Genomic DNA, 19277 nt, shown 5'->3' with positions numbered 1-19277 from the left:
ATACATGGAAATTCGAAGAAGAAAAAGACGATCGCTCGAGAAATGGTTGCCGTTGCTTGTTGTTTTACCGTCCGTATTGCTAGTGTTTATTTTTGTTTATTTGTTTATCGGGTGGACGACTGTAGTTTCTTTTGTAAGCTGGAATTCTCTCAAACCGGACTTTACATTTGTTGGCTTGAAAAATTATGCCCAGCTATTTGACTCCTTTCGTTTTCAATCATCCTTGCGAAATATGATTTTTTTCTCGTTATTTTTCATCGTCGGAGTCGTTGTTTTAGGGCAAATCCTCGCTATTTTCCTGGAGCAAAAACTTGCAGGCAAATGGTTATACCGCAACATTTTTCTATTTCCGATGGCCATGTCTTTTGTAGTGACAGGCGTTGCGTGGCGGTGGATTTTGAATCCCGACTCAGGAATCAATCTTCTATTGCAAAAAGTGGGATTATCCCCAGGCTGGTATACGGATGTAACCATTTTCCCCGGCTGGAGCATCTTCAAAATTGAATTCGGATTGCCGCTTGCTTTGGTTGCCGTGCTGATTGCGGCCATCTGGCAAATGACGGGCTTTTCCTTGGCCATGTATTTAGCCGGTCTTGGCAATGTGCCTGAAGAGTTGAAGGAGGCAGCGATGATCGATGGTGCCGGAACATGGAAAATGTATTATAAAGTGATACTGCCTCAATTGAAACCAATCACATACGGTGTAGTGCTTATTATGCTGCAAATTTCGTTGAAGATCTTCGATCTAGTCTACACAATGACAGGGTCCGGCCCCAACTTTGTTACAGACATGCCGGCAATCTATATGTATGAAACAACTTTCAAGAGCAATTTTTATTCGGAAGGTGCTTCGATTGCCACCATTATGTTGCTCATGGTGATGATCTTTGTTGTCCCGTATATCTTTAGTCGAAAGGAAGAAATGTGATGCCGAAGCTCCTTTCCAAAACATTGTTGTATGTCGTGTTGACAGGGTTAGGTATCCTTTTTCTCATCCCTTTTTATATCCTGATCGTCACTAGTTTAAAACCATTCGATGAAGTATCGTTCATGGAGATGTGGAAGCTGCCAAGTCAACTGGACTTATCAAGCTTCTCCAAAGCTTATCAAGAGTTGTCCCCGAACTTGCTAAACAGCTTTCTGATGGTGATTCCAGCAAGCCTTATTTCCGCTTTACTGGGTTCTCTGAATGGATATGCACTATCTAAATGGAAATTCCCTGGTTCAGAAGTGCTATTCACTTTACTGCTGCTAGGGATGTTTATTCCTTTTCAAAGTATTTTGATTCCACTCATCACGGTCATTCGAAATTTAAATTTATACAATACCATTACTGGATTGGTGCTCGTTCACGTGGTTTATGGCTTGCCGATGACTACCCTGATGTTTAGAAACTTTTATGCCAGCATACCGCAAACCATGATCGAAGCAGCGCAAATTGACGGCAGCGGATTTTTCAGAACGTACACCTATATTATGATGCCTTTATCGATAACAGGATTCGTCGTTGTTGGTTTATGGCAGTTTACAAACATATGGAATGAGTTTCTGTTCGCAATTACGATTACAGGACACGCCAAGCAACCTATCATGGTGGCATTACAAAATTTAGCGGGCAGTCAAATTATAGAATGGAACGTTCAGATGGCTGGAGCCTTGTTGGCGGCCATTCCCACGATGATCGTGTATCTATTTGCAGGACGTTACTTCATTCAAGGACTTTTGGCAGGGTCCGTTAAAGGCTAATGGATATTGGCTTTGCCTAAACAAAGAGGAAGGTGACGCGGATGAGAAAGTTGAAAGTAGGGATCATCGGCTGCGGTGGAATTGCCCAGAATGTGCATATTCCAAATTATATGAAGCATAAAGAACATGTCGAAGTTCTAGCCGTGTGCGATGCAAGTGATGGACGAGCGCAAAATGTTGCTAAACAATGGGGGATTCCCCACGCTTACACAAACTTTCGAGAGATGTTGCAGCACCATGAGCTGGATGCAGTCAGCGTATGCACACCCAATAAGTTTCATGCGGAGATGGCGATAGCTGCCTTGCAGGCGGGCTGCCATGTTCTATGCGAGAAGCCGCCTGCGGTTACCGTAGCTGAGGCTGAAGCAATGGCAGCAGCAGCTAAAGCAGCAAATAAATTTTTGACATTCGGGTTCCATTACCGCCACGCACCGGAAGTCGATTTATTGAAAAGATATATTGATAGCGGGGAATTCGGACATATCTATGCAGCCAAATCCCAAGCGGTGCGCAGGAGAGGAATTCCTGGATGGGGAGTATTCACCAACAAAGAACTGCAAGGCGGCGGCGCACTCATCGATATTGGCGTGCATATGCTTGACACAACGTTGTATTTAATGGGATACCCTCAACCTGAGCTAGTCCTTGGCGTGACATACCAGAAACTGGGCAATCGTGACGGTGTAGGCTTGATGGGGAAATGGGATTGGGAAAACTTCTCCGTTGAAGATATGGCGCGGGGAATGATCGTTTTCAAAGATGGTTCTTCCGTTACTTTAGAGGCAGCATTCGCAGCTAATGTAGAAAAAGACGAAGTCATGCAAGTAAGCCTGATGGGCGATCAGGGCGGCGCCGATGTTTTCCCGGTCAAAATATATCAAGAAAAACATGAAGCGCTCCTGGATACGACACCCGCTTACTTGCAACAAAATAATTATTATGAAGTGCAATTCAAGCGTTTTATCGATTGTTGTCTACAGAACAAGCCGCCGCTCAGCACGGCTGAACAAGCCGTTGTTTTACAAAAAATTATTACGGCGCTTTATGAGTCGGCAGCAAGCGGACAAGCCGTTCGCATACAGTAAAGAGCTTATATGCGACGTACAAATAGATAAGGGGTGGTTCGATGATAAAGGGTTTAAGTTCGGCGGGATTAGGTAAAGTCAATGGACTCCCCCATTTAATTGAACTTGCTGCATCCAATGGATTCTCTGCTGTTGAGACGACTGGAAAAGATCTGCGGGCATTTGTTGATCTCGAAGGCATAGCAGGTGTTCGCACACACTTGCAGCGTCATAAAGTTCAGCTGGGAGCAGTAACTTTGCCTGTAGAATGGCGGCAGGACGATGCATCCTTTAGAAATGGGCTGCCTGATCTGCTAGTTGAGGCCGACCTGGCCTCGCAGCTCGGCTGCCGGACATTCTTCACCTATTTTATGCCATCTACAGACAAGAAAATTACATTGCATCTCATTCAATTATCGCAGCGTCTTCGTCTGCTCGGTAAGTTACTGGCACAATATGACATGAATTTGGCGTTGGAGTACGTTGGTCCGCATCATTTGCGCCATCAATGGAAGCATCCCTTTATTTGGACTGCGGCGGATACGATAGCATGGCTCGATTTGGTCGGCGAAGCCAATGTCGGCATAGTACTCGATAGCTTCCATTGGTACACAAGTGGAGAAACGCTTCAGACCATTGCGGACATAGACCTTCCCTATATCAAGTATGTTCATCTCAATGATGCGCGCGATATACCGGTAGAGGATGTATTGGACAACGATCGTGTGTATCCGGGAGAAGGCGTCATTCACTTGTCAGGCTTTCTTAAAGCATTGCAAGAAAAGCATTATCAGGGAATGGTCACTCAGGAAATCTTGTCGATTACCGAACCACAGGACACGGCAGAACAATTAGCTGAACGTTCTGGCAAAGCTTTTCGCCACGTATTCACATTGGCGGAGATCGGGTAGATCTCGGAGAGGAGCAGATACATGAAAGTTTTAGTCGGCTGTTTCTATCATGAGACGAATACGTTCAATCCTCAACCAACTCACAAGGAAGACTTTGTGTTTGTTGAGGGCGATGCCGTACTTGACCGGCTGCATAGTGTCGCAGCGCTTCGCATGCAACAGGTCGATGTCATACCGGGCATATACGCCACCGGCCTTTCATCAGGTATCGTCACGAAGAGCACCTTTGACTTTTTCGCCCAGAAGCTGCTGGCCGTTCTACAGGATACTGAGGTGGATGGAATCTGGCTGCATCTGCACGGCTCCATGGTCGTGGAAGGCATCGGTTCTGGAGAGCTGGAGTTGATCAAGCAAATCAGGGCGTTCGTCGGTTCGCAGATCCCTATCTCTCTGACATTGGATATACACGGAAACATCCCGGAAGAATTAAGTCAGTTAGTGAATATTGTACGAGCATACCGTACTGTGCCGCATACGGATCAAGCAGAGACCGAACGAATCACAGCAGAAGCTTTAACTGCCTTGATCGCTATTAAGGAGACAATCACGCCGGCATTTGTTAAACTTCCTGTCGTCATCTGTGGCGAGAAAGCATTGGGTAACCGCGAACCGCTGCAATCCATTTTTGCCGAGCTCGCTGCTGTAGAGGAGATAGAAGGAATTGCAACAGCTTCATTCTTCCTAGGTCATGCTTGGAGCGATACCGCCCATACGGGAGCATCCGTTTTTGTCGTGCCGCGGACTCGACATGATGTAGAGACAGCGGAGCAAGCTTGTCATCGTCTAGTGGAATTTATTGTGGCGCGCAAACATCAATTCGATTTTGCTTCGCAGGCGCTAGCTCCCGAACAAGCATTGGATTACGCCCTGCAGATAGACGATAAACCGGTATTTGTCTCCGATTCAGGTGACAACACGACAGCGGGAGCGCCCGGCTGCAATACCGTATTGCTGAAATTGCTTACGCAGCGCGACCTGAACGGAAAAAAAGCAGTGATTGCATCGATTTTCGATCAAGCTGCTTTTGCAGAACTGAACCAGCATGAAGTGGGCGAGCATGTATCCGTTTGGGTTGGCGGTGGTGCAGATGATTACAGCGAGCAAGTGTTGCTTACAGGTATACTGAAGGCCAAAGGGGATTTGCTAGGTTATTTAAATGCCGAGAATGATGTTGTTGGTCAAGTTTGTACCATAGAAATGGATGCTCTGGATGTAGTCATTGCCAATCGAGGAGATTCATTTATATCCATTAATCATTTTGTTCGCGCCGGCCTACAATTTACAGATTATGATGTGATTGTGTTAAAGCAGGGTTACCTATTCGATGCATTGACCAAGGTAGCCCGCGGAGAAGTCCTGGCCCTGACCCCCGGAGCGACTTATTTGCAGATTGCTGAGTTGAATTACCTCGCTCTGCCTGCTGCTGTTGAACGTATATAACCTAATAAGGAGAATGGCTAACCATGAAAGTAATCAAGACGAAAGATTATGCCGAAATGTCACAAAAAGCTTTTGAGGTCCTTAAAGACTTATTGGAGCAAAAAAAAGACGCCGTTGTCAATACAACGGTCGGTGCCAGCTATGACGGAATGTTTGAGTTAATGGTCAAAGCCATTAATGAAGGCACCTTATCCATCAAAGACGCAGTATTTATGAATCTGGACGAGTATATCGCTGAAAGAAACAAGTCTTTCACAATCTATACGTTTATGTATACCAAGTTTTACAATCTAATTACTCAAAAGCCGAAAGTGATCGAATTGTTTGACGGAAGCACGAGGCAGCTGCAAGCAGAGATGGATCGATACCGGCAAGTCCTGGCCCAATACCCGCGTGATCTGCAAATTCTCGGTTTGGGAGTGAACGGTCATCTTGCAGCCAATGAGCCCGGGACTTCCTTTCAATCGCGCGTCTTTCTGGCGGATAGCGATGAGTCGACAATTCAAAGCACGATGCGCTATCAGAATCTGACACGTGAAGAAGCGCCGACACAGATGTTAACGTTAGGATTGGCGGACATCATGGAGGCCAGACAGGTACTTCTCGTTGCTTCTGGAGAACGCAAAGCCCAGGCGGTGAAAGATACGATTGAAGGACCGATTGACGAACGCTGTCCGGCCACCATTCTGCGGGCTCATCCGAATGCAATCTTTATTATTGATGAGGCAGCAGGGTCATTACTAAATAAAATGAACTAAAGAATATATAGATCATGGAGTGGAGAAAGAAAGATGCTTCCAGGGCGAGTTTTGGCTTTGTATTCCTACCATCCAAAGGCCCATTCCATAAATAAGGAATACAAAACAAGATGTTTGAAGCTTCGGAGGCACTTTCCTTCGGAACGGAATGATCCCTTTCTTTAGTGCCACTTATATAACCAGATAAATGATTATGGTGATTACGCTTAAGGTGATAAGGGTGAAACGGTGTGAGCAAATATATTGTCGGTATCGATATCGGCGGTACGAAGGTGAAGTTCGGTGTTTTAAGTATCGAGGGAGAGATCATTGATAAGTGGGAGATTCATACGAATGTGATCGATAGCGGCGCTTCTATTATAGATGATGTATGGTCATCTTTTTCTCATCATCCTTTATTAACAGATCCTGGATCGATACTAGGCATTGGCGTTGGCGCTCCCGGATTTGTGGACGCGCAAACCGGTAAAGTATATGAAGCCGTCAATATCGGCTGGAAAGATCTCGAGCTTGGTGAAATCCTGCGGAAAAAATGTGCACACCCCGTATATGTAGAAAATGACGCAAACATTGCAGCACTCGGCGAGAATTGGCGAGGAGCCGGCAATCAAGCAAACGATCTGATTGTCATCACACTAGGGACAGGCGTTGGTGGAGGGTTCATTGCGAATGGCGAGATTCTGCAAGGAGAAAACGGCACGGCCGGTGAGATCGGCCACATCGTGATCGATCCTCAAGGGTATGCATGCAATTGCGGGCGGACAGGTTGCCTGGATACGGTAGCCTCTGCCACCGGCATTGTAAGACAAGCCATGGAGGAGATGGCGCTTAATCCGACGGGGAAATTAGCCGCCCTCTACGCACAACAAGAAAATATCAGCGCCAAAGATGTCTTCACACTAGCTGAAGATGGTGATCAGGCATGTATACGTGTAATAGCTCGTATAACAGATGCGCTCGGCATGGCTCTGGCTAATGCAGCTGCTATTATTAATCCAGCCAAGATTTTGATCGGTGGAGGACTATCCCAGGCTGGCAGTTGGTTTCTAACAGATATTCGGGCGGCATTCATCAGGCATTCATTAGCGAGAATAGGCGAGATCACACAGATTGAATACGCCCAACTTGGTAATGACGCAGGGATTATCGGGGCGGCTTATCTAGTGCGAAAACATTTGGCTATCGAATAGCAAATTAGACGGTGCAGCCCAATAGGATGTACAGATTCGATTTACTCCAGGGGATGATTACATTGGAGTGTCGATGTTCACGGAGTGAGGGGCCGGCAGTTGCAACTGTCGGCCCCTCAGCTTAATGGGGGTGAGATTCCATCTTGTTCAGCGTGCTCTATGCATGATGATACTCTGCCAAAGCGTTCGCGGCAATAATGGCCTGGTACACATCATCGGGCGTTACGGTTAGTGGTCGATCAGTTCAACGCATCTATGGAAATAGCTAAGTATTATAAAACATTACTTAGTATTACTCGTTTCTTGGCTGGACTACTTGAAATAAATAAAAGCAAAAGAAAACAGCACCAACAATGACTAATCCCCCTCCAAGTCCGCTTAATGGCCCTCCTATGGCTTCCATTCCTGCAATAATAAAGTACATTCCCAACAGCAAGAGAGGAACTCCAATCATATGAAGCCAAAAATGGGCATTTACCATTTTTGAATGCTGCTTAGATTTATAAATCGTGTAAATTATACCGAATAAAGCGGATGTCACCCATCCAACCAAATTCACGTGAACATGCAGGGAGGTAAATTGGAACAAATCCGTGACTCCCATAAAATAACCGATCAATAATCCTAAAAGCAAATAAATGCCGGAAACGATGATAAAGTATTTTCCCATTCATTTAACCTCCTATAGGTGTATTTTCAAAGATTCTAGCTAACACCGTTAGATTTAAAGCAAAAAAATAAATAGCCTAATCTTTGATGGCGTATTTCAAATGGAGCATGCTACTTCCTTGTTTTCAAATCCATACCTTTAACCGTAACGATGGTAATAAATACGGTTATACATACAATTGTAGTACTTGCGACAATAGCAATAGGTAAAGTCATGTGCTTCCCTCCTTTATCGCTGTCTAACGGTGTTAGTTGTCTAACATTGTTAGAGTACAATGTCCATGATATACTTGTCAAGTAAAGGAGGCCTTTTTATCAGTGAGAAATTCAATTGAACAAATCAAAATAGATAAATCCGTTATCGTTCAAACAGCCTTACAATTTCTTCAAGAGCATGGGATTAGAAAATTATCTATGCGAAATATAGCGGAGCGATTAGAAATTAAAGGCGCTTCATTATACTGGCATATTCGAAATAAAAATGAGCTGCTCGAATTAATAGCTGACGAGATTTGTAAAAAAATAAAGTATCCGGATGAAAGCCTCTCTTGCGAAGAGCAGCTAGCCGTACTTACCAGACAGTTAAGAGAGATATTGCTTAATGTACGTGACTCGGCACATGTACTTGTTGAAACTCCGCCAACTACACCCTATCGAATAAATTTAATAAAAAAAATAAGCGGTCTGTTTGAAAAAATGGGGATGAAAAGCGAGGATATCTTCTCAGCATCATGGATACTAAACAATTATGTCACGTCTTTTGTGATTGAAGAGTATCGACTTAATGATGTAACAGATGAAAAAGAGGTCAGCCAGTCACTAGAAGCGCTGCCTTTCAACATTTCAAGTATGGATATGGATAGAGAATATCAATTTGGATTGGAAGTGTTAATCGAGGGTTTTAAAAGTAAACTGAAATAATGCAAATACTTCAGCTTACTCTCGATGACTTTTTGTCCATATCATTCACATAGGCCATTAGCTTGAACCGAAGTTAAGCAAATAAATTTCCAGTGGTTTTTCCGGGTTTTGATAATACTCATAACCAATACTCCCAAGGAAAGGTAAAGACCCCTCGTAAAGGGGTCTTTAACCTGTCTAAAACATGATAGATTATTGCAAATGCAGCCGGTATGGGTCAAAACGGGACTCGTTTTGAACTAATTACGTAGTCATGCTCGGCTGCCCAATTCACAAGGCCATTCCAGAATTCCTCACAGGCTGAAATGATCTTCGACGGTTCTGCTAAATCTCCAGACATAACCATTCCCACTATAGGGTCGAATCCTTCCGGACGACTCGGCAGCTGTAGTGCCTCCGGCAGAACCATGGAGCCAGTGGAGAAAAGTTTTCGGTTGTGCAAACCAACTAACATGGCCCCGTATTGGGCAAAATGCACCGCCAAGTATGGCAAGTAGGTGTGTGGGCCATTTAGACTGACATTTCTAAGTTTTCCAACATACTCGTACATTTCACCTACAAGGACTTCATTGATGGCACGCCTGAAATCTTCCTTTGTTGGTGATTCCGCCGCTTCCTTCAATGTTGGAAAAAAGCCTTCAGGATCATACAGACTAAGTTGGGAAAAGTAGGGGCCATGCGTCAACGGCCACCTTCCCTCCACAGTAGATGCGGTTTTAAGAAGAACGTCTGTACTATAGACGTCCACTTCAGCCTTCCAGGGTCCCGCCGACCACTCATAGCAAAATTCTACGGGTTCGATGGAGCTTGACTCCCTTAGTACGCAAAACATCTCAATGTCCGAGAAAGGGCCGTCTGACCCTCTGGCAACAGAACCGTAGACCCCAATGGCCAGAATTTTTTCTCCATATACCTCGTGTAATCTCGAAGCAATTTCGTGGCAGTTTTGAAGCCTTTCACTGCGAGAAATGGGTACAGGTCCATTCATGTGCATTAGTATGCATCTCCCTTTTGGTTTTATGGTGAGCAATCACTAACCACATGGATGGAGGACCTCGGGCTTAACGGGGGACTTTTTTTGGATGCATGGGGGTTCCTCCTACAGTGTTTTCTTATGGAAATTGTAACCAAACGATTGTGTTTTAGCAAGGCGTAGCAGTTAAGCTCAATGGATTTGGTCGAGGATCGAGACAGCAATCGAGAAGAATCAATCTTATGTGCTGTATGCTACAATTGGCAAAAATAGATGAAAGGAAAGAATATTATGAAAAACCACGTGCTTTTCATCCAGGGAGCCGGACAGGGGGCCTACGAAGCCGATCGAAAATTAGCATCCAATCTGCAAGATTGGCTAGGTTATGAATACCGGGTATTATATCCGAGGATGCCTGACGAGGAAAGACCGGAGTATGAGGCCTGGAGAACCCGTATCGCAGCATATTTATCTGCACTAGAAGGCGAAGTGATTGTTGTTGGACATTCCTTGGGGGTTTCAATCCTATTGAAATATCTCGCAGAAGAGAAGCCAGCCAAACCTATTGCTGGTTTGTTTCTTATAGCGTCTCCCTACTGGGGGAGTGAAGGTTGGGAAGTGGATGAATATGTATTAGATAAAGACCTTAAGTCGAGAATCCCCGAAATACAGCAAATTTTCTTTTATCATAGCCGTGACGATGAAATAGTGCCGTTTTCCCATCTTGCTTTGTATGCAGAAATGTATCCTCAGGCAATCATTCGCGAGTTTGATGGGCGTGGACATCAGTTCAACAACGACTTATTTGAGGTTGTTCAGGATATTAAAGAGCTGTGAATCTAAAAACGTTGCTTCATAGAGGTAAAGTCTAGAACTAAATTCCAGTGAATACGAGAATGCGAACTTTTGGAAGAGCGTAGTGTCTACGTGCCCAGTTTTTGGTTATATAAAGATAATGAATAATTCTTTCCAGTTATGAGGTTTTCCGTTATTTGTTTAATAACATCTACTCCGCGAATTTCGTATAGATTGGGAATCAATAAATCCGATGCCATAATCCACTTGTAATCACTAATCTCACTATCTTCTAATTGAAGAGAACCCCCAATAATTTCACCGGTAAAATGAAACATAATGACTTGATTGTTTGTACTGCTAATAAAATTGTAGATGCCTGTCGTTCCTGTAAGTTTGACATCATATCCGGTTTCTTCTTTTACTTCTCTACGTGCTGCATCTAGGATATCTTCACCTGATTCTATTCTTCCGCCTGGAAAATTCCATTTATTCCTGACCGCTGGTTTGTTTTCTTTTATTATCAAAACTTTGTCTTCTCGAAATATAGATACACTAGCAACCAATACGATTCCAGATTGTTTCATCCCTTAGTCCTCCCATCCTCAATGAAACCGATAAGAAATTCTGCTTGCAATAATAATCAATACCTCAAAAAGAAATTCGTACTGCTTTTGTATATCTTCCCATGACAATATAATTTCGCCGTAGGCACAAGATTTTACCCATTAGGTGTATTCACTGAACTAATTAATTCGATGAATAACCAAAACAAGAAGACTGGAATAAGACATATAAAAGCAATGATTAGCACAAATAACTTGCTATTTAATTTCTTTCTCATGTGACCAAGAACCCACCTCCATCAGTACGAGTTTGTATCCTATAGTTATAAACGAAATAATACAACAAAAGTTTTCGAAAATTATGGGGGAGTTAAAAGAAGAGGGGCACCCCGATGGGCACCCTGAATTTCGCTGTAAACCTGATTGCCGAGCCATCACAGGCGACTTCCCGATCGGCCTTCATCTTTTTCACAGCCAACCAAACTAAAGGATTGTACCAGTGGATCCCTACGGACAACGTCCACAGGGAATTGAACCATAGGTCTAAAAGTTTGGAAGCGTTCAAAGCATTAGCGGCCGAAGCTATTGGCGAAAGTGGATACAATACGCTGAACTACATCCTTCTGGCGGATGAATATTTGAAAAAGGAAACGCGAAACAAGATGTATGGAGCAGACAATTACTATGTTGCTTTTCTTGGAGAACCATCGACGACTTCGCCATGGATGCTGCAAATCAGCGGGCACCACCTTCACCTCCAATATTACGTACAACGGAAAGTCGACCAGTGCCATACCGATGTTTATCGGGATCGAACCCCAATCCTTCACCATGAACGGTATAACTTATCAGCCTTTGGCCACTCGGCGTGATGCCATGTATTCCATGATTAAGTCACTCAGTTCAGCAGAATTGAGTAAGGCAAAAATCCCGGGCACCTACCATGATGTACTGTTAGGTCCGGGGCAAGACGGAAAGTTTACAACAAGCGAAGGAATCCCGGTATCCTCGCTGAATAATAACCAAAAACAACTGGTCAAAAACGCATCACCGCATGGGTAAAAGACACGAACCCGGACATTTCGTCCCTGGCGGCATCGAGCGGATTATACGGAACGCTGCTGCGTAATGAAGGCTATTATTCGGCGAATCGCGCCTGCCGATCTATGATGTATACCGACCATGCCATCTATTCGTCTGATGTCATCTTTTTCCGGGATGAACGGTTTAAGCTCATGAAAAGGCCGGTTACTGCTTCGTTGCTGACACTGCCTGCCGTTAACTATGGACAGGTTGTGTTTCAAGGGGGAGGATTGCCAGGAAGCGGAACGCATAATGAAAAACCGCATGCGGTTGGCTCTATCGATCTTCGCCCACAAGAAAGACAAATATCTTATCTTGGGGGCGTACGGATGCGGCGTGTTTCGAAATGATCCGAAGAAGGTGGCCGGCTGGTGGCATGATCTGCTGAACGATGAAGGCTTCGGGTCGTTATTCTCGGAAATCAGGTTTGCGGTCTTGGATATTTCCAAGGCGGAAAATGCTTACGTGCATTTGAGGACGTATTTTATGGTGTGGAGTAGTGCAATGCCCGGATAGGAGCGCAGAGCCTCTAAGACTTGGTTTTTTGAGGCTCTTTTAGTGCTTTATGACTGGCAAATAATCCGCTATTATCATGTGTGTTAAGATAAAAGGAATTAATTCGGATACGAGGGAATGGGGACGTGGGGCTATGCGTCAAGTTTGGGTGGGCTTATTCAAATATGCGGTGTCCATTTTACCAACCTTATTGGTAATGTATTTTTTAATAAAATTATTTCCGTACACAGGATTGGAAAGAATAGCGGCTTTACCGTCCATTTTTGTTATCAATACGATGGTTATTATATGTGGAATGGCGATTTCCCCAAAAATCAGCAAACAACGTTATCGAATAGCCATGTGGATCGGAATGATTTTGTTGACTATTACCATTTCTATAGCAGCTTATCCTCAGGAATCAAGACCGCATATTATCACACAAGTAAAACATGCTGTGACCGCGATTAAAAATTATGAAAATATAACTAAAGAGGACTTGGAACTTATTGGAAACAAAAAATATGGCAAGAATACAAATCCGGAGCAAAGATATGTGGTAGCCCTATACAAATATAAGCACGAACTTCCACTGGATGGAACCTATAAAATGTATCAGCGTGACCCGGTTTATTTTTATGACAGCCGGATTAGAAGGATCGATGATATACCCGCCAAGTTGATCGGATATCATAAGGTGATTTGGTGGTATTTGGACCATTTTTGAGTTGGCTATCACATCGATTGACTGAATACATTCTGGTTGAAACCGGAAGGTGAAGACATATAATATATTCGTTCCCTTGGATAAAATATTCCCCGAAATCCGCTTTGGCTCGGACTAGCTTGGGAGTCGATAGATGGATAGTGGGCCGGGTCGCCAAGATTTGTACAAGCAATTGTAATGGGGGGCTTGGCGCGCTTGGCGAAGCTGCTAGGTTATAAGCCATGAAGCTCAGGAGATCTGGGTCCTCTCCAATTCACCCCGGCATGCGATCCGGAGATTCCTCGGCATGTGGTGGTTCGCAATTCACACGTTTTATCATTAAACCGGGGGGAGAGAAGTTGTATTAGTAAAATTGATTGACAAATATAAAAAGAACGATATGATTATATTATACAGTTGCTGTTCTTTCCATTTTCTTTCAATCTAACTGGTGAAAGTGTATCATACAATGGGGTTGAAGGAAATACTGTCCTTTTCTTCAGCCGGGCATGCGAGAGGAAGAGCATTGCTTCGCTTGGAGATGCCGGAGAGCGAATTCGTTTAAGCGGATAAATAATAAAAACATTTGATTAACAAAAGATTAATAATCTTACGAGAGCCGCACTATACTATATAATGCAGTGGCCGTTGTTTCTCAGAGCGATTAATCTTCGCAATTTTAAACTAATGCTCGTATTGCAAGCGATTACAAGGCTCTTTTTAGGAGGTGAGAAGCCGGAGGGACATGTAAGGAAGCAAAAGTAAATGCAAAATTGATATTTTGTGTCACTATTTCGCCTCCCCCGGGGCTTTCAGAGCGAAATAAATGCACTCTGCTTTTTATACTGTACTCGGAACTAGTGCGGTCGTTTGTACGATTCTTCATACACAAACGGGACTTTCGCGGCATACGCTTGTCTGATTGTACGATTTTTCGTACAAAACGCACTCACATCCGATCTATCGCGCATTTTTATTTCTATTTAACTATAGGACGGTAATTATGAAATGGCTTCAGGCTGGACAATTAGTAAATCTATCAAAAATTCAAAATGTAAGCGCATTCAAATTATCTTTTAAGAACCGCTCTTTTAAGGAGCGTTTCTGGATATCTAACTATATACAAAGAGGGTGATTCATTTTGTAGCAGTCCTTATTAATCGTTTAGTTACAAATGTATAAAAAGGAGAGGATTATGATGAAGCACCCATGTAGAAGATTACCTTTAATCGTGATCGCCTGCTTTATTGCAGGGTTTGTTAGTCTCTGTTATGGCATTTCTGTATTCGCTTCTTCAGAAAAAACAGATAATGTTAACAAAGAAGATAGAGCAGAACACTTAGGATATACATTGTTCAAAGGTCACATGCATACACATACATCTCTCAGTGATGGGATTGGTTTACCAAATGATGCTTACAATTATGTGAAAGAAAATACAGATTTTGATTTTTACGCAATCACCGAACACGATGTGACATATGACATAAATACGGGCAGTGATTTTATTACCGATGTTAAAGATTCTTATTCAGAAGAATACAAAATATTACACGAGCAATCAGATGCTCACAATAGTAATAATAAATTCATTACGCTGCCTGGTACGGAAGTCACTTGGTATGATGGAGCGGGTCATATCAACTTATTTAATGCCGCATGGTTTGCAAGAACACATGGACAAGGTGCGGATGGTACGTGGGGCTGGGGCGACATCAAATATGATTTGCCAACATTTTACGCCAGACTTGCCCAAGATCCAGATGCCATTGCTCAATTTAACCATCCGCGCACGTCAGGAGACTGGAGTTTCTTTGAATTCAAGCACTATAACAAAGATGTGGACAGAAATCTTAATATGATGGAATATAAATCATCAGGCAATTTTGAACCCTATATTAAAGCGTTAGATCGAGGTTGGCATATTTCTCCCGTGTTTGGAGGAGACGAGCACAAAGGGAATTGGGGGACGGTTCAGCCCCATGTGACCGGCATATGGGCGGATCATTTATCAAGAGACGGTCTTTACGAGGCCATGAGAAACCGTCGTACATATGTGTCATTTGATCGCAATTTAGAAATGACGGTTTCTGCCAACGGTCAAATGATGGGGGCCATACTTCCAGCTGATACCAATGAAATTCATCTTTATATATTGATAAATGACCCTGATGCTAACGATCCTTTGGATAAAGTCGTTGTTTACAAAAACAGCGGTGAAATGGTCAAAGAGTATACGAATATTGCCAGCAATCAATTTACGATTGAAGAGACATTTCCAAGTGAGGACGGGGATTATTTCATCGTTAGAGCTTTCCAAGCAGACGGTGAGGAAGCCATTAGTGCGCCCATTTGGATTGGTGACGAAACGAGAGGCACGGAAGTTGCGCCTGAAATTATGATCCATGGACAATTTCCGGAAACAGTTAAACTTGGTGATCAAGTAGAGGTGCCGGGCGCGACGGCGACAGATCATCGTGGTGAAACCTTGCCAGTGGATGCAATCGTTTTGAATGATAAAGGAGAAGTAACCGTTACGGATCGTCATTTCACGGTCGACTCGTACGGAGAATATTTCATTAAGTATGTGGCAACCGATCATCAAGGAAATACACGTGTTGAACTGGTCAGGCTGCTCGTTGATTCTAAAAAACAACAACTGGATGCCGATAAAATTCTTCATGAATTTCAGCCAATCGTCAATGTTGGTGCCAATGAGCATGAAGTGGGCATTAATTTAGTGACAGATAAGGTATTGGAAACATCCTATGTTCAGTATAAACCTGTATCTCAGACCAAGTGGAACAATGCCAAAAAAATAAAGACAAATGTCTCTTATTTTCAAGTCGCGTATGGGGTTACGATTGAAAAGAGTAACTACCGTGTGCTTGCAGCGCATGAAGCCAATTTGACAGATCTTGAATTAGGGACAACGTATGAGTATCGTTATGGATTTTCACCGAATGGGCCGTGGAGTGATATTTATAGGTTTAGCACGGCTCCGGCTTCAGAAGAAACCGTCATGTATGTGATGGGGGACCTTGAAGTTCCAGATCGAAATTCAGGAAGCTTCCAACTCTTTAATGATATGTTAGACGTTTTGCGAGAGAAGAATTCAAACGGGCAGGCTATGATCCAGGTTGGAGATTTAGTTGAATTTGGGGGCAATGTCTATGCATGGAATGATGTGTTTGACAACATTTATAACAACCTAGACTTAATTTCAGCCCATGTTGTTGGAGAACATGAACGGGACACGGACCGAAAAATCGGTGCATTTGCCGGTTTTTTCAACTTGCCGAAAAACGGTGAAGGCAGTTATCGAGAAACGAATTATTCGTTCGATTATGGAAATATGCATATGGCTGTGCTGAATTCTTTGCTGGATTTTGATGCACAACTGGCATGGTTAGAGAAAGATTTACGATCAACAGATAAAAAGTGGAAAATCGTTATGGGCCATTACCCCTACTACGGCGGACATCATAGTGATGAGACCGGGATGGATATTATGAGGGTGAAGTTATCCAAGGCATTTGAACGGCTGGGTGTTAGTTTGTATATAGGTGGCCATGATCATGTATACAAACGGACAACTATACGAGACGGTGCGAAAAATATATCTGAAGAAGCAATGAATCTAGGAACCACTTTTATTACGGTGGGTTCTTCAGGTCCAACATTTTATGATAATAAATCATTTGACTGGGACCATATCGTCTATGATGATAAAAAGCAAACAGGTGTTATTTTAGAATCAGACGATCATTCTCTCACATTAAAAGCTTACAACAGCGACGGCGATGAAATTGATTCCTTTACTATCGAACAGCCTGAAAATTATATTAACTTAACCAGTGCGATTGTTGAAAATAACGTCTTGAAAGGTGTCGGGGTCTTAAATTACCCGCACTCGCTTGAAAAAGTTACGGTCATTGCTGAAAAGTTTGATCATACGGGCGAAACGGTTTTAGAAACGGTTATTAAAGAGGCGACATTAGAACATCTAGGACGTGAACAAATCATCTTATTTGATAAACCTCTTGCGTTTAAGGAAGAGCATACAGTTATCGTAACATTGGTTGATAACCCTGCCGATAGACATCCGATAGCTGACCCTCTAATGGTTACAGAAGGGATGTTGGGTGATGGATCGGAAAATAACCCATTTCAAATTAAAAGTGTGGAGGGACTCAACAAAATTCATGAGTTCCCGGACAAACATTATATTTTAGATAGAGATATTGATGGTAATGGAGTATTTTTTGAAGCGATTGGTTCTAATGGTGCTCCATTTACAGGGACACTTGACGGGAAAGGACATACGATAACAGGTGTTACTGTTTCTTCAGGCGGTGCTGGTATTTTCGCTGTTAACGAAGGCGTTATTAGAAATGTAGGTATGATAAATGCTAACATTGATGTTCGCAGAAGTAATGTCGGGATATTAGTGGATCAAAATGATGGAACAGTAGAAAACGTATATAGTACCGGATCGATTAGAGGTAATTCTACCGTCGGCGGACTCGTTGGCTACTCGAACGGCATCGTTAGAAACAGCTATTCGACAGCCCGTGTCAGTGCCCGTGGGAAGCAGGCCGGCGGCATTGCCGGGATTACCAATCGGGGCAGTTTAACCGAAAATGTATATTCTATCGGGGCAGTGACAGCAGAAGAATCGAATGCCGGCGGCCTCAGCGGATATGGATACAACCATACGGTCATTCAAAATAGTATCGCCTTAAATCCATCGGTCGTTACAGGATCGGCAGCTAATAGAATTGTCGGCAGAATTCTAGCCGGTGAAACAGCAACTTTAGTGAATAATTACGCCAATAAAAATATGTTTGTTAGTAGCGAAGGGGTTAAAGTGGATGATCCAAACAATGAAAAAGGGCAAGGTGTCGGTGCAGAATCCTTCAATCAACCATCCTTTTTCATAGACAGCCTCGGTTGGGACTTTGAATCGGTCTGGACGTGGAACGAACAGGCCAAGCGTCCGCTGCTGCAAAGCAATTTAGAACAAATTGGCGATGATAATATTCAAAAACCAAAGCTTGACCAAAATGAAGAGGGTTACTACATCATTCGTTCAGTAAATGATTTAAAGATCATGACAGAATTTCCGAATGAAAATTATATATTGGAAAATGATCTCGATTTTGAAGGAAAACTTTTCGAACCCTTATTTAAGGGGATGCCTTTTTTTGGAATTTTCGATGGGAATAATAAATCTTTGCGCAATTTCAATTCAGTAAATGGCGGCTTAATCCATCTTAATGATGGAACGATTAAAAACATAGCAATGATGGATGCGAACGTTACCGGCGGGAGTAATATTGGTATACTCGTAAATACGAACAATGGAGAGATAGCAAATAGTTTCTCGACGGGTACAATTACGGGGTCCAGCACCGTGGGCGGTCTGGTGGGCTATTCAAATGGCATCGTAAGAAATAGCTATTCGAGCGCTGATGTGACGGCTCAAGTAAGTCAGGCCGGAGGACTAATCGGAATTACAAACACGGGCAGTTTAACCGAAAATGTGTACGCGGCCGGAACCGTTCAGGCGATTAAAAGCAATGCGGGCGGAGTGACCGGCTATGGATATAACGGGACAGTTGTGAAGAATGTCATTGCCCTCAACCCTTCCGTTACGACGCCAACCATGGCGAACCGTGTGATGGGGCGGGTTCTAGCGGGCCATACAGCAACTCTTGAAAACAACTATGCTTACAATGGCATGATCGTTGACAAAGAAGGGGTTACGGAGGAGTCATTAACAAACATTAAAGGACTAGGTCTTTCGGAAACTGAAATAGAAACTCCATCAACCTATACAGACAGGTTAGGGTGGGACTTTAATGATATTTGGAGATGGGACGATATCTCTAAGCGTCCAATTTTACAAGCCGTATCGGAAGACTAAATAAATATCATTAAGAAAACCGATCCTCCCG

Annotated in this window: 19 protein-coding genes; 15 read left to right on the top strand and 4 right to left on the bottom strand. The window is 43.3% G+C overall.

From position 1 onward, the window contains the following. The first annotated feature begins 4 nt into the window (after window positions 1–4). The 7 genes from KJS69_RS26240 (at window position 5) to KJS69_RS26210 (ending at window position 7109) form a co-directional block, all read left to right on the top strand. The gene (locus KJS69_RS26240) at window positions 5–928 is read left to right on the top strand and encodes a carbohydrate ABC transporter permease (protein ID WP_374706742.1); all 924 of its coding nucleotides are present in this window, start codon (window positions 5–7) and stop codon (window positions 926–928) included. Beyond that, a complete protein-coding gene (locus tag KJS69_RS26235; protein WP_213586772.1) occupies window positions 925–1746 on the top strand; it encodes a carbohydrate ABC transporter permease in 822 nt (273 codons plus the stop codon). The genes KJS69_RS26240 and KJS69_RS26235 overlap by 4 nt, the downstream gene beginning before the upstream one ends. A gap of 41 nt (window positions 1747–1787) precedes the next feature. After that, window positions 1788–2831, top strand: a complete 1044-nt coding sequence (locus KJS69_RS26230) for a Gfo/Idh/MocA family protein (protein ID WP_213586771.1) — start codon at window positions 1788–1790, stop codon at window positions 2829–2831. 41 nt (window positions 2832–2872) lie between these two features. Then, a complete protein-coding gene (locus tag KJS69_RS26225) occupies window positions 2873–3721 on the top strand; it encodes a sugar phosphate isomerase/epimerase family protein (RefSeq protein WP_213586770.1) in 849 nt (282 codons plus the stop codon). 21 nt (window positions 3722–3742) lie between these two features. Then, on the top strand, window positions 3743–5161 hold the full coding sequence (locus KJS69_RS26220) for a M81 family metallopeptidase (protein ID WP_213586769.1): 1419 nt from the start codon (window positions 3743–3745) through the stop codon (window positions 5159–5161). 23 nt (window positions 5162–5184) lie between these two features. Then, on the top strand, window positions 5185–5919 hold the full coding sequence (locus KJS69_RS26215; protein WP_213586768.1) for a glucosamine-6-phosphate deaminase: 735 nt from the start codon (window positions 5185–5187) through the stop codon (window positions 5917–5919). Between the two features lie 230 nt (window positions 5920–6149). Then, window positions 6150–7109: an ROK family glucokinase gene (locus tag KJS69_RS26210; protein WP_213586767.1), complete on the top strand. Its 960-nt coding sequence runs from the start codon at window positions 6150–6152 to the stop codon at window positions 7107–7109. A 292-nt stretch (window positions 7110–7401) separates the two neighbouring features. On the opposite strand, the gene KJS69_RS26205 is transcribed toward KJS69_RS26210, so the two are convergent. Next, entirely contained in the window at window positions 7402–7779 is a 378-nt protein-coding gene (locus KJS69_RS26205; protein ID WP_213586766.1) for a cytochrome-c oxidase, read from the bottom strand. A 317-nt stretch (window positions 7780–8096) separates the two neighbouring features. On the opposite strand from KJS69_RS26205, the gene KJS69_RS26200 reads away from it, so the two are divergent. Continuing rightward, window positions 8097–8699, top strand: coding sequence for a TetR/AcrR family transcriptional regulator C-terminal domain-containing protein (locus KJS69_RS26200; RefSeq protein WP_213586765.1), 603 nt, complete (start codon window positions 8097–8099; stop codon window positions 8697–8699). Between the two features lie 217 nt (window positions 8700–8916). Here the strand turns inward: KJS69_RS26200 and KJS69_RS26195 are convergent, their stop codons facing one another. Then, a complete protein-coding gene (locus tag KJS69_RS26195) occupies window positions 8917–9693 on the bottom strand; it encodes an ANT(4')-I family aminoglycoside nucleotidyltransferase (RefSeq protein ID WP_213586764.1) in 777 nt (258 codons plus the stop codon). 270 nt (window positions 9694–9963) lie between these two features. On the opposite strand from KJS69_RS26195, the gene KJS69_RS26190 reads away from it, so the two are divergent. Beyond that, complete coding sequence (locus tag KJS69_RS26190; RefSeq protein WP_213586763.1) at window positions 9964–10509, top strand: RBBP9/YdeN family alpha/beta hydrolase; 546 nt, start codon at window positions 9964–9966, stop codon at window positions 10507–10509. An 86-nt stretch (window positions 10510–10595) separates the two neighbouring features. Here KJS69_RS26190 and KJS69_RS26185 read toward each other — a convergent pair whose 3' ends face one another. Together KJS69_RS26185 and KJS69_RS30380 are read right to left on the bottom strand one after the other, a co-directional pair. Further along, complete coding sequence (locus KJS69_RS26185; protein ID WP_213586762.1) at window positions 10596–11054, bottom strand: NUDIX hydrolase; 459 nt, start codon at window positions 11052–11054, stop codon at window positions 10596–10598. A 349-nt stretch (window positions 11055–11403) separates the two neighbouring features. Continuing rightward, a complete protein-coding gene (locus KJS69_RS30380; RefSeq protein ID WP_213586761.1) occupies window positions 11404–11550 on the bottom strand; it encodes a M56 family metallopeptidase in 147 nt (48 codons plus the stop codon). Here KJS69_RS30380 and KJS69_RS29865 point away from each other — a divergent pair. From KJS69_RS29865 to KJS69_RS26160, 6 genes are all read left to right on the top strand, one after another. Continuing rightward, window positions 11525–11905 (top strand): DUF3500 domain-containing protein, encoded by a 381-nt coding sequence (locus KJS69_RS29865; RefSeq protein WP_374706741.1) that lies wholly within the window; start codon window positions 11525–11527, stop codon window positions 11903–11905. The genes KJS69_RS30380 and KJS69_RS29865 overlap by 26 nt on opposite strands. Next, window positions 11832–12095 (top strand): DUF3500 domain-containing protein, encoded by a 264-nt coding sequence (locus KJS69_RS30375; RefSeq protein ID WP_374706740.1) that lies wholly within the window; start codon window positions 11832–11834, stop codon window positions 12093–12095. The genes KJS69_RS29865 and KJS69_RS30375 overlap by 74 nt, the downstream gene beginning before the upstream one ends. After that, window positions 12080–12466: a TIGR02452 family protein gene (locus KJS69_RS26170; RefSeq protein ID WP_306434436.1), complete on the top strand. Its 387-nt coding sequence runs from the start codon at window positions 12080–12082 to the stop codon at window positions 12464–12466. Before KJS69_RS30375 ends, KJS69_RS26170 begins: the two co-directional genes overlap by 16 nt. Beyond that, entirely contained in the window at window positions 12369–12632 is a 264-nt protein-coding gene (locus tag KJS69_RS30065) for a TIGR02452 family protein (protein WP_283777488.1), read from the top strand. Before KJS69_RS26170 ends, KJS69_RS30065 begins: the two co-directional genes overlap by 98 nt. A gap of 133 nt (window positions 12633–12765) precedes the next feature. After that, window positions 12766–13338: a hypothetical protein gene (locus KJS69_RS26165; protein WP_213586759.1), complete on the top strand. Its 573-nt coding sequence runs from the start codon at window positions 12766–12768 to the stop codon at window positions 13336–13338. Window positions 13339–14512: 1174 nt separating this feature from the next. Further along, window positions 14513–19246: a CehA/McbA family metallohydrolase gene (locus KJS69_RS26160; RefSeq protein ID WP_249730716.1), complete on the top strand. Its 4734-nt coding sequence runs from the start codon at window positions 14513–14515 to the stop codon at window positions 19244–19246. The last annotated feature ends 31 nt before the right edge of the window (window positions 19247–19277 follow it).

The sequence above is a fragment of the Paenibacillus sp. J2TS4 genome (genome assembly GCF_018403245.1).
Taxonomy (GTDB): domain Bacteria; phylum Bacillota; class Bacilli; order Paenibacillales; family NBRC-103111; genus Paenibacillus_L.
This window is presented reverse-complemented; position numbering and strand designations above follow the sequence as displayed.

Bases quoted from the DNA above. Each gene is read 5' to 3' on its own strand.
- KJS69_RS26195 (WP_213586764.1), bottom strand. From the start codon at position 9,693: ATGCACATGAATGGACCTGTACCCATTTCTCGCAGTGAAAGGCTTCAA.
- KJS69_RS26165 (WP_213586759.1), top strand. From the start codon at position 12,766: ATGCGTCAAGTTTGGGTGGGCTTATTCAAATATGCGGTGTCCATTTTA.
- KJS69_RS26220 (WP_213586769.1), top strand. From the start codon at position 3,743: ATGAAAGTTTTAGTCGGCTGTTTCTATCATGAGACGAATACGTTCAAT.
- KJS69_RS26205 (WP_213586766.1), bottom strand. From the start codon at position 7,779: ATGGGAAAATACTTTATCATCGTTTCCGGCATTTATTTGCTTTTAGGA.
- KJS69_RS26160 (WP_249730716.1), top strand. From the start codon at position 14,513: ATGATGAAGCACCCATGTAGAAGATTACCTTTAATCGTGATCGCCTGC.
- KJS69_RS26215 (WP_213586768.1), top strand. From the start codon at position 5,185: ATGAAAGTAATCAAGACGAAAGATTATGCCGAAATGTCACAAAAAGCT.
- KJS69_RS26240 (WP_374706742.1), top strand. From the start codon at position 5: ATGGAAATTCGAAGAAGAAAAAGACGATCGCTCGAGAAATGGTTGCCG.
- KJS69_RS26230 (WP_213586771.1), top strand. From the start codon at position 1,788: ATGAGAAAGTTGAAAGTAGGGATCATCGGCTGCGGTGGAATTGCCCAG.
- KJS69_RS26225 (WP_213586770.1), top strand. From the start codon at position 2,873: ATGATAAAGGGTTTAAGTTCGGCGGGATTAGGTAAAGTCAATGGACTC.
- KJS69_RS26190 (WP_213586763.1), top strand. From the start codon at position 9,964: ATGAAAAACCACGTGCTTTTCATCCAGGGAGCCGGACAGGGGGCCTAC.
- KJS69_RS26185 (WP_213586762.1), bottom strand. From the start codon at position 11,054: ATGAAACAATCTGGAATCGTATTGGTTGCTAGTGTATCTATATTTCGA.
- KJS69_RS30065 (WP_283777488.1), top strand. From the start codon at position 12,369: ATGAAAAACCGCATGCGGTTGGCTCTATCGATCTTCGCCCACAAGAAA.
- KJS69_RS30375 (WP_374706740.1), top strand. From the start codon at position 11,832: ATGTTTATCGGGATCGAACCCCAATCCTTCACCATGAACGGTATAACT.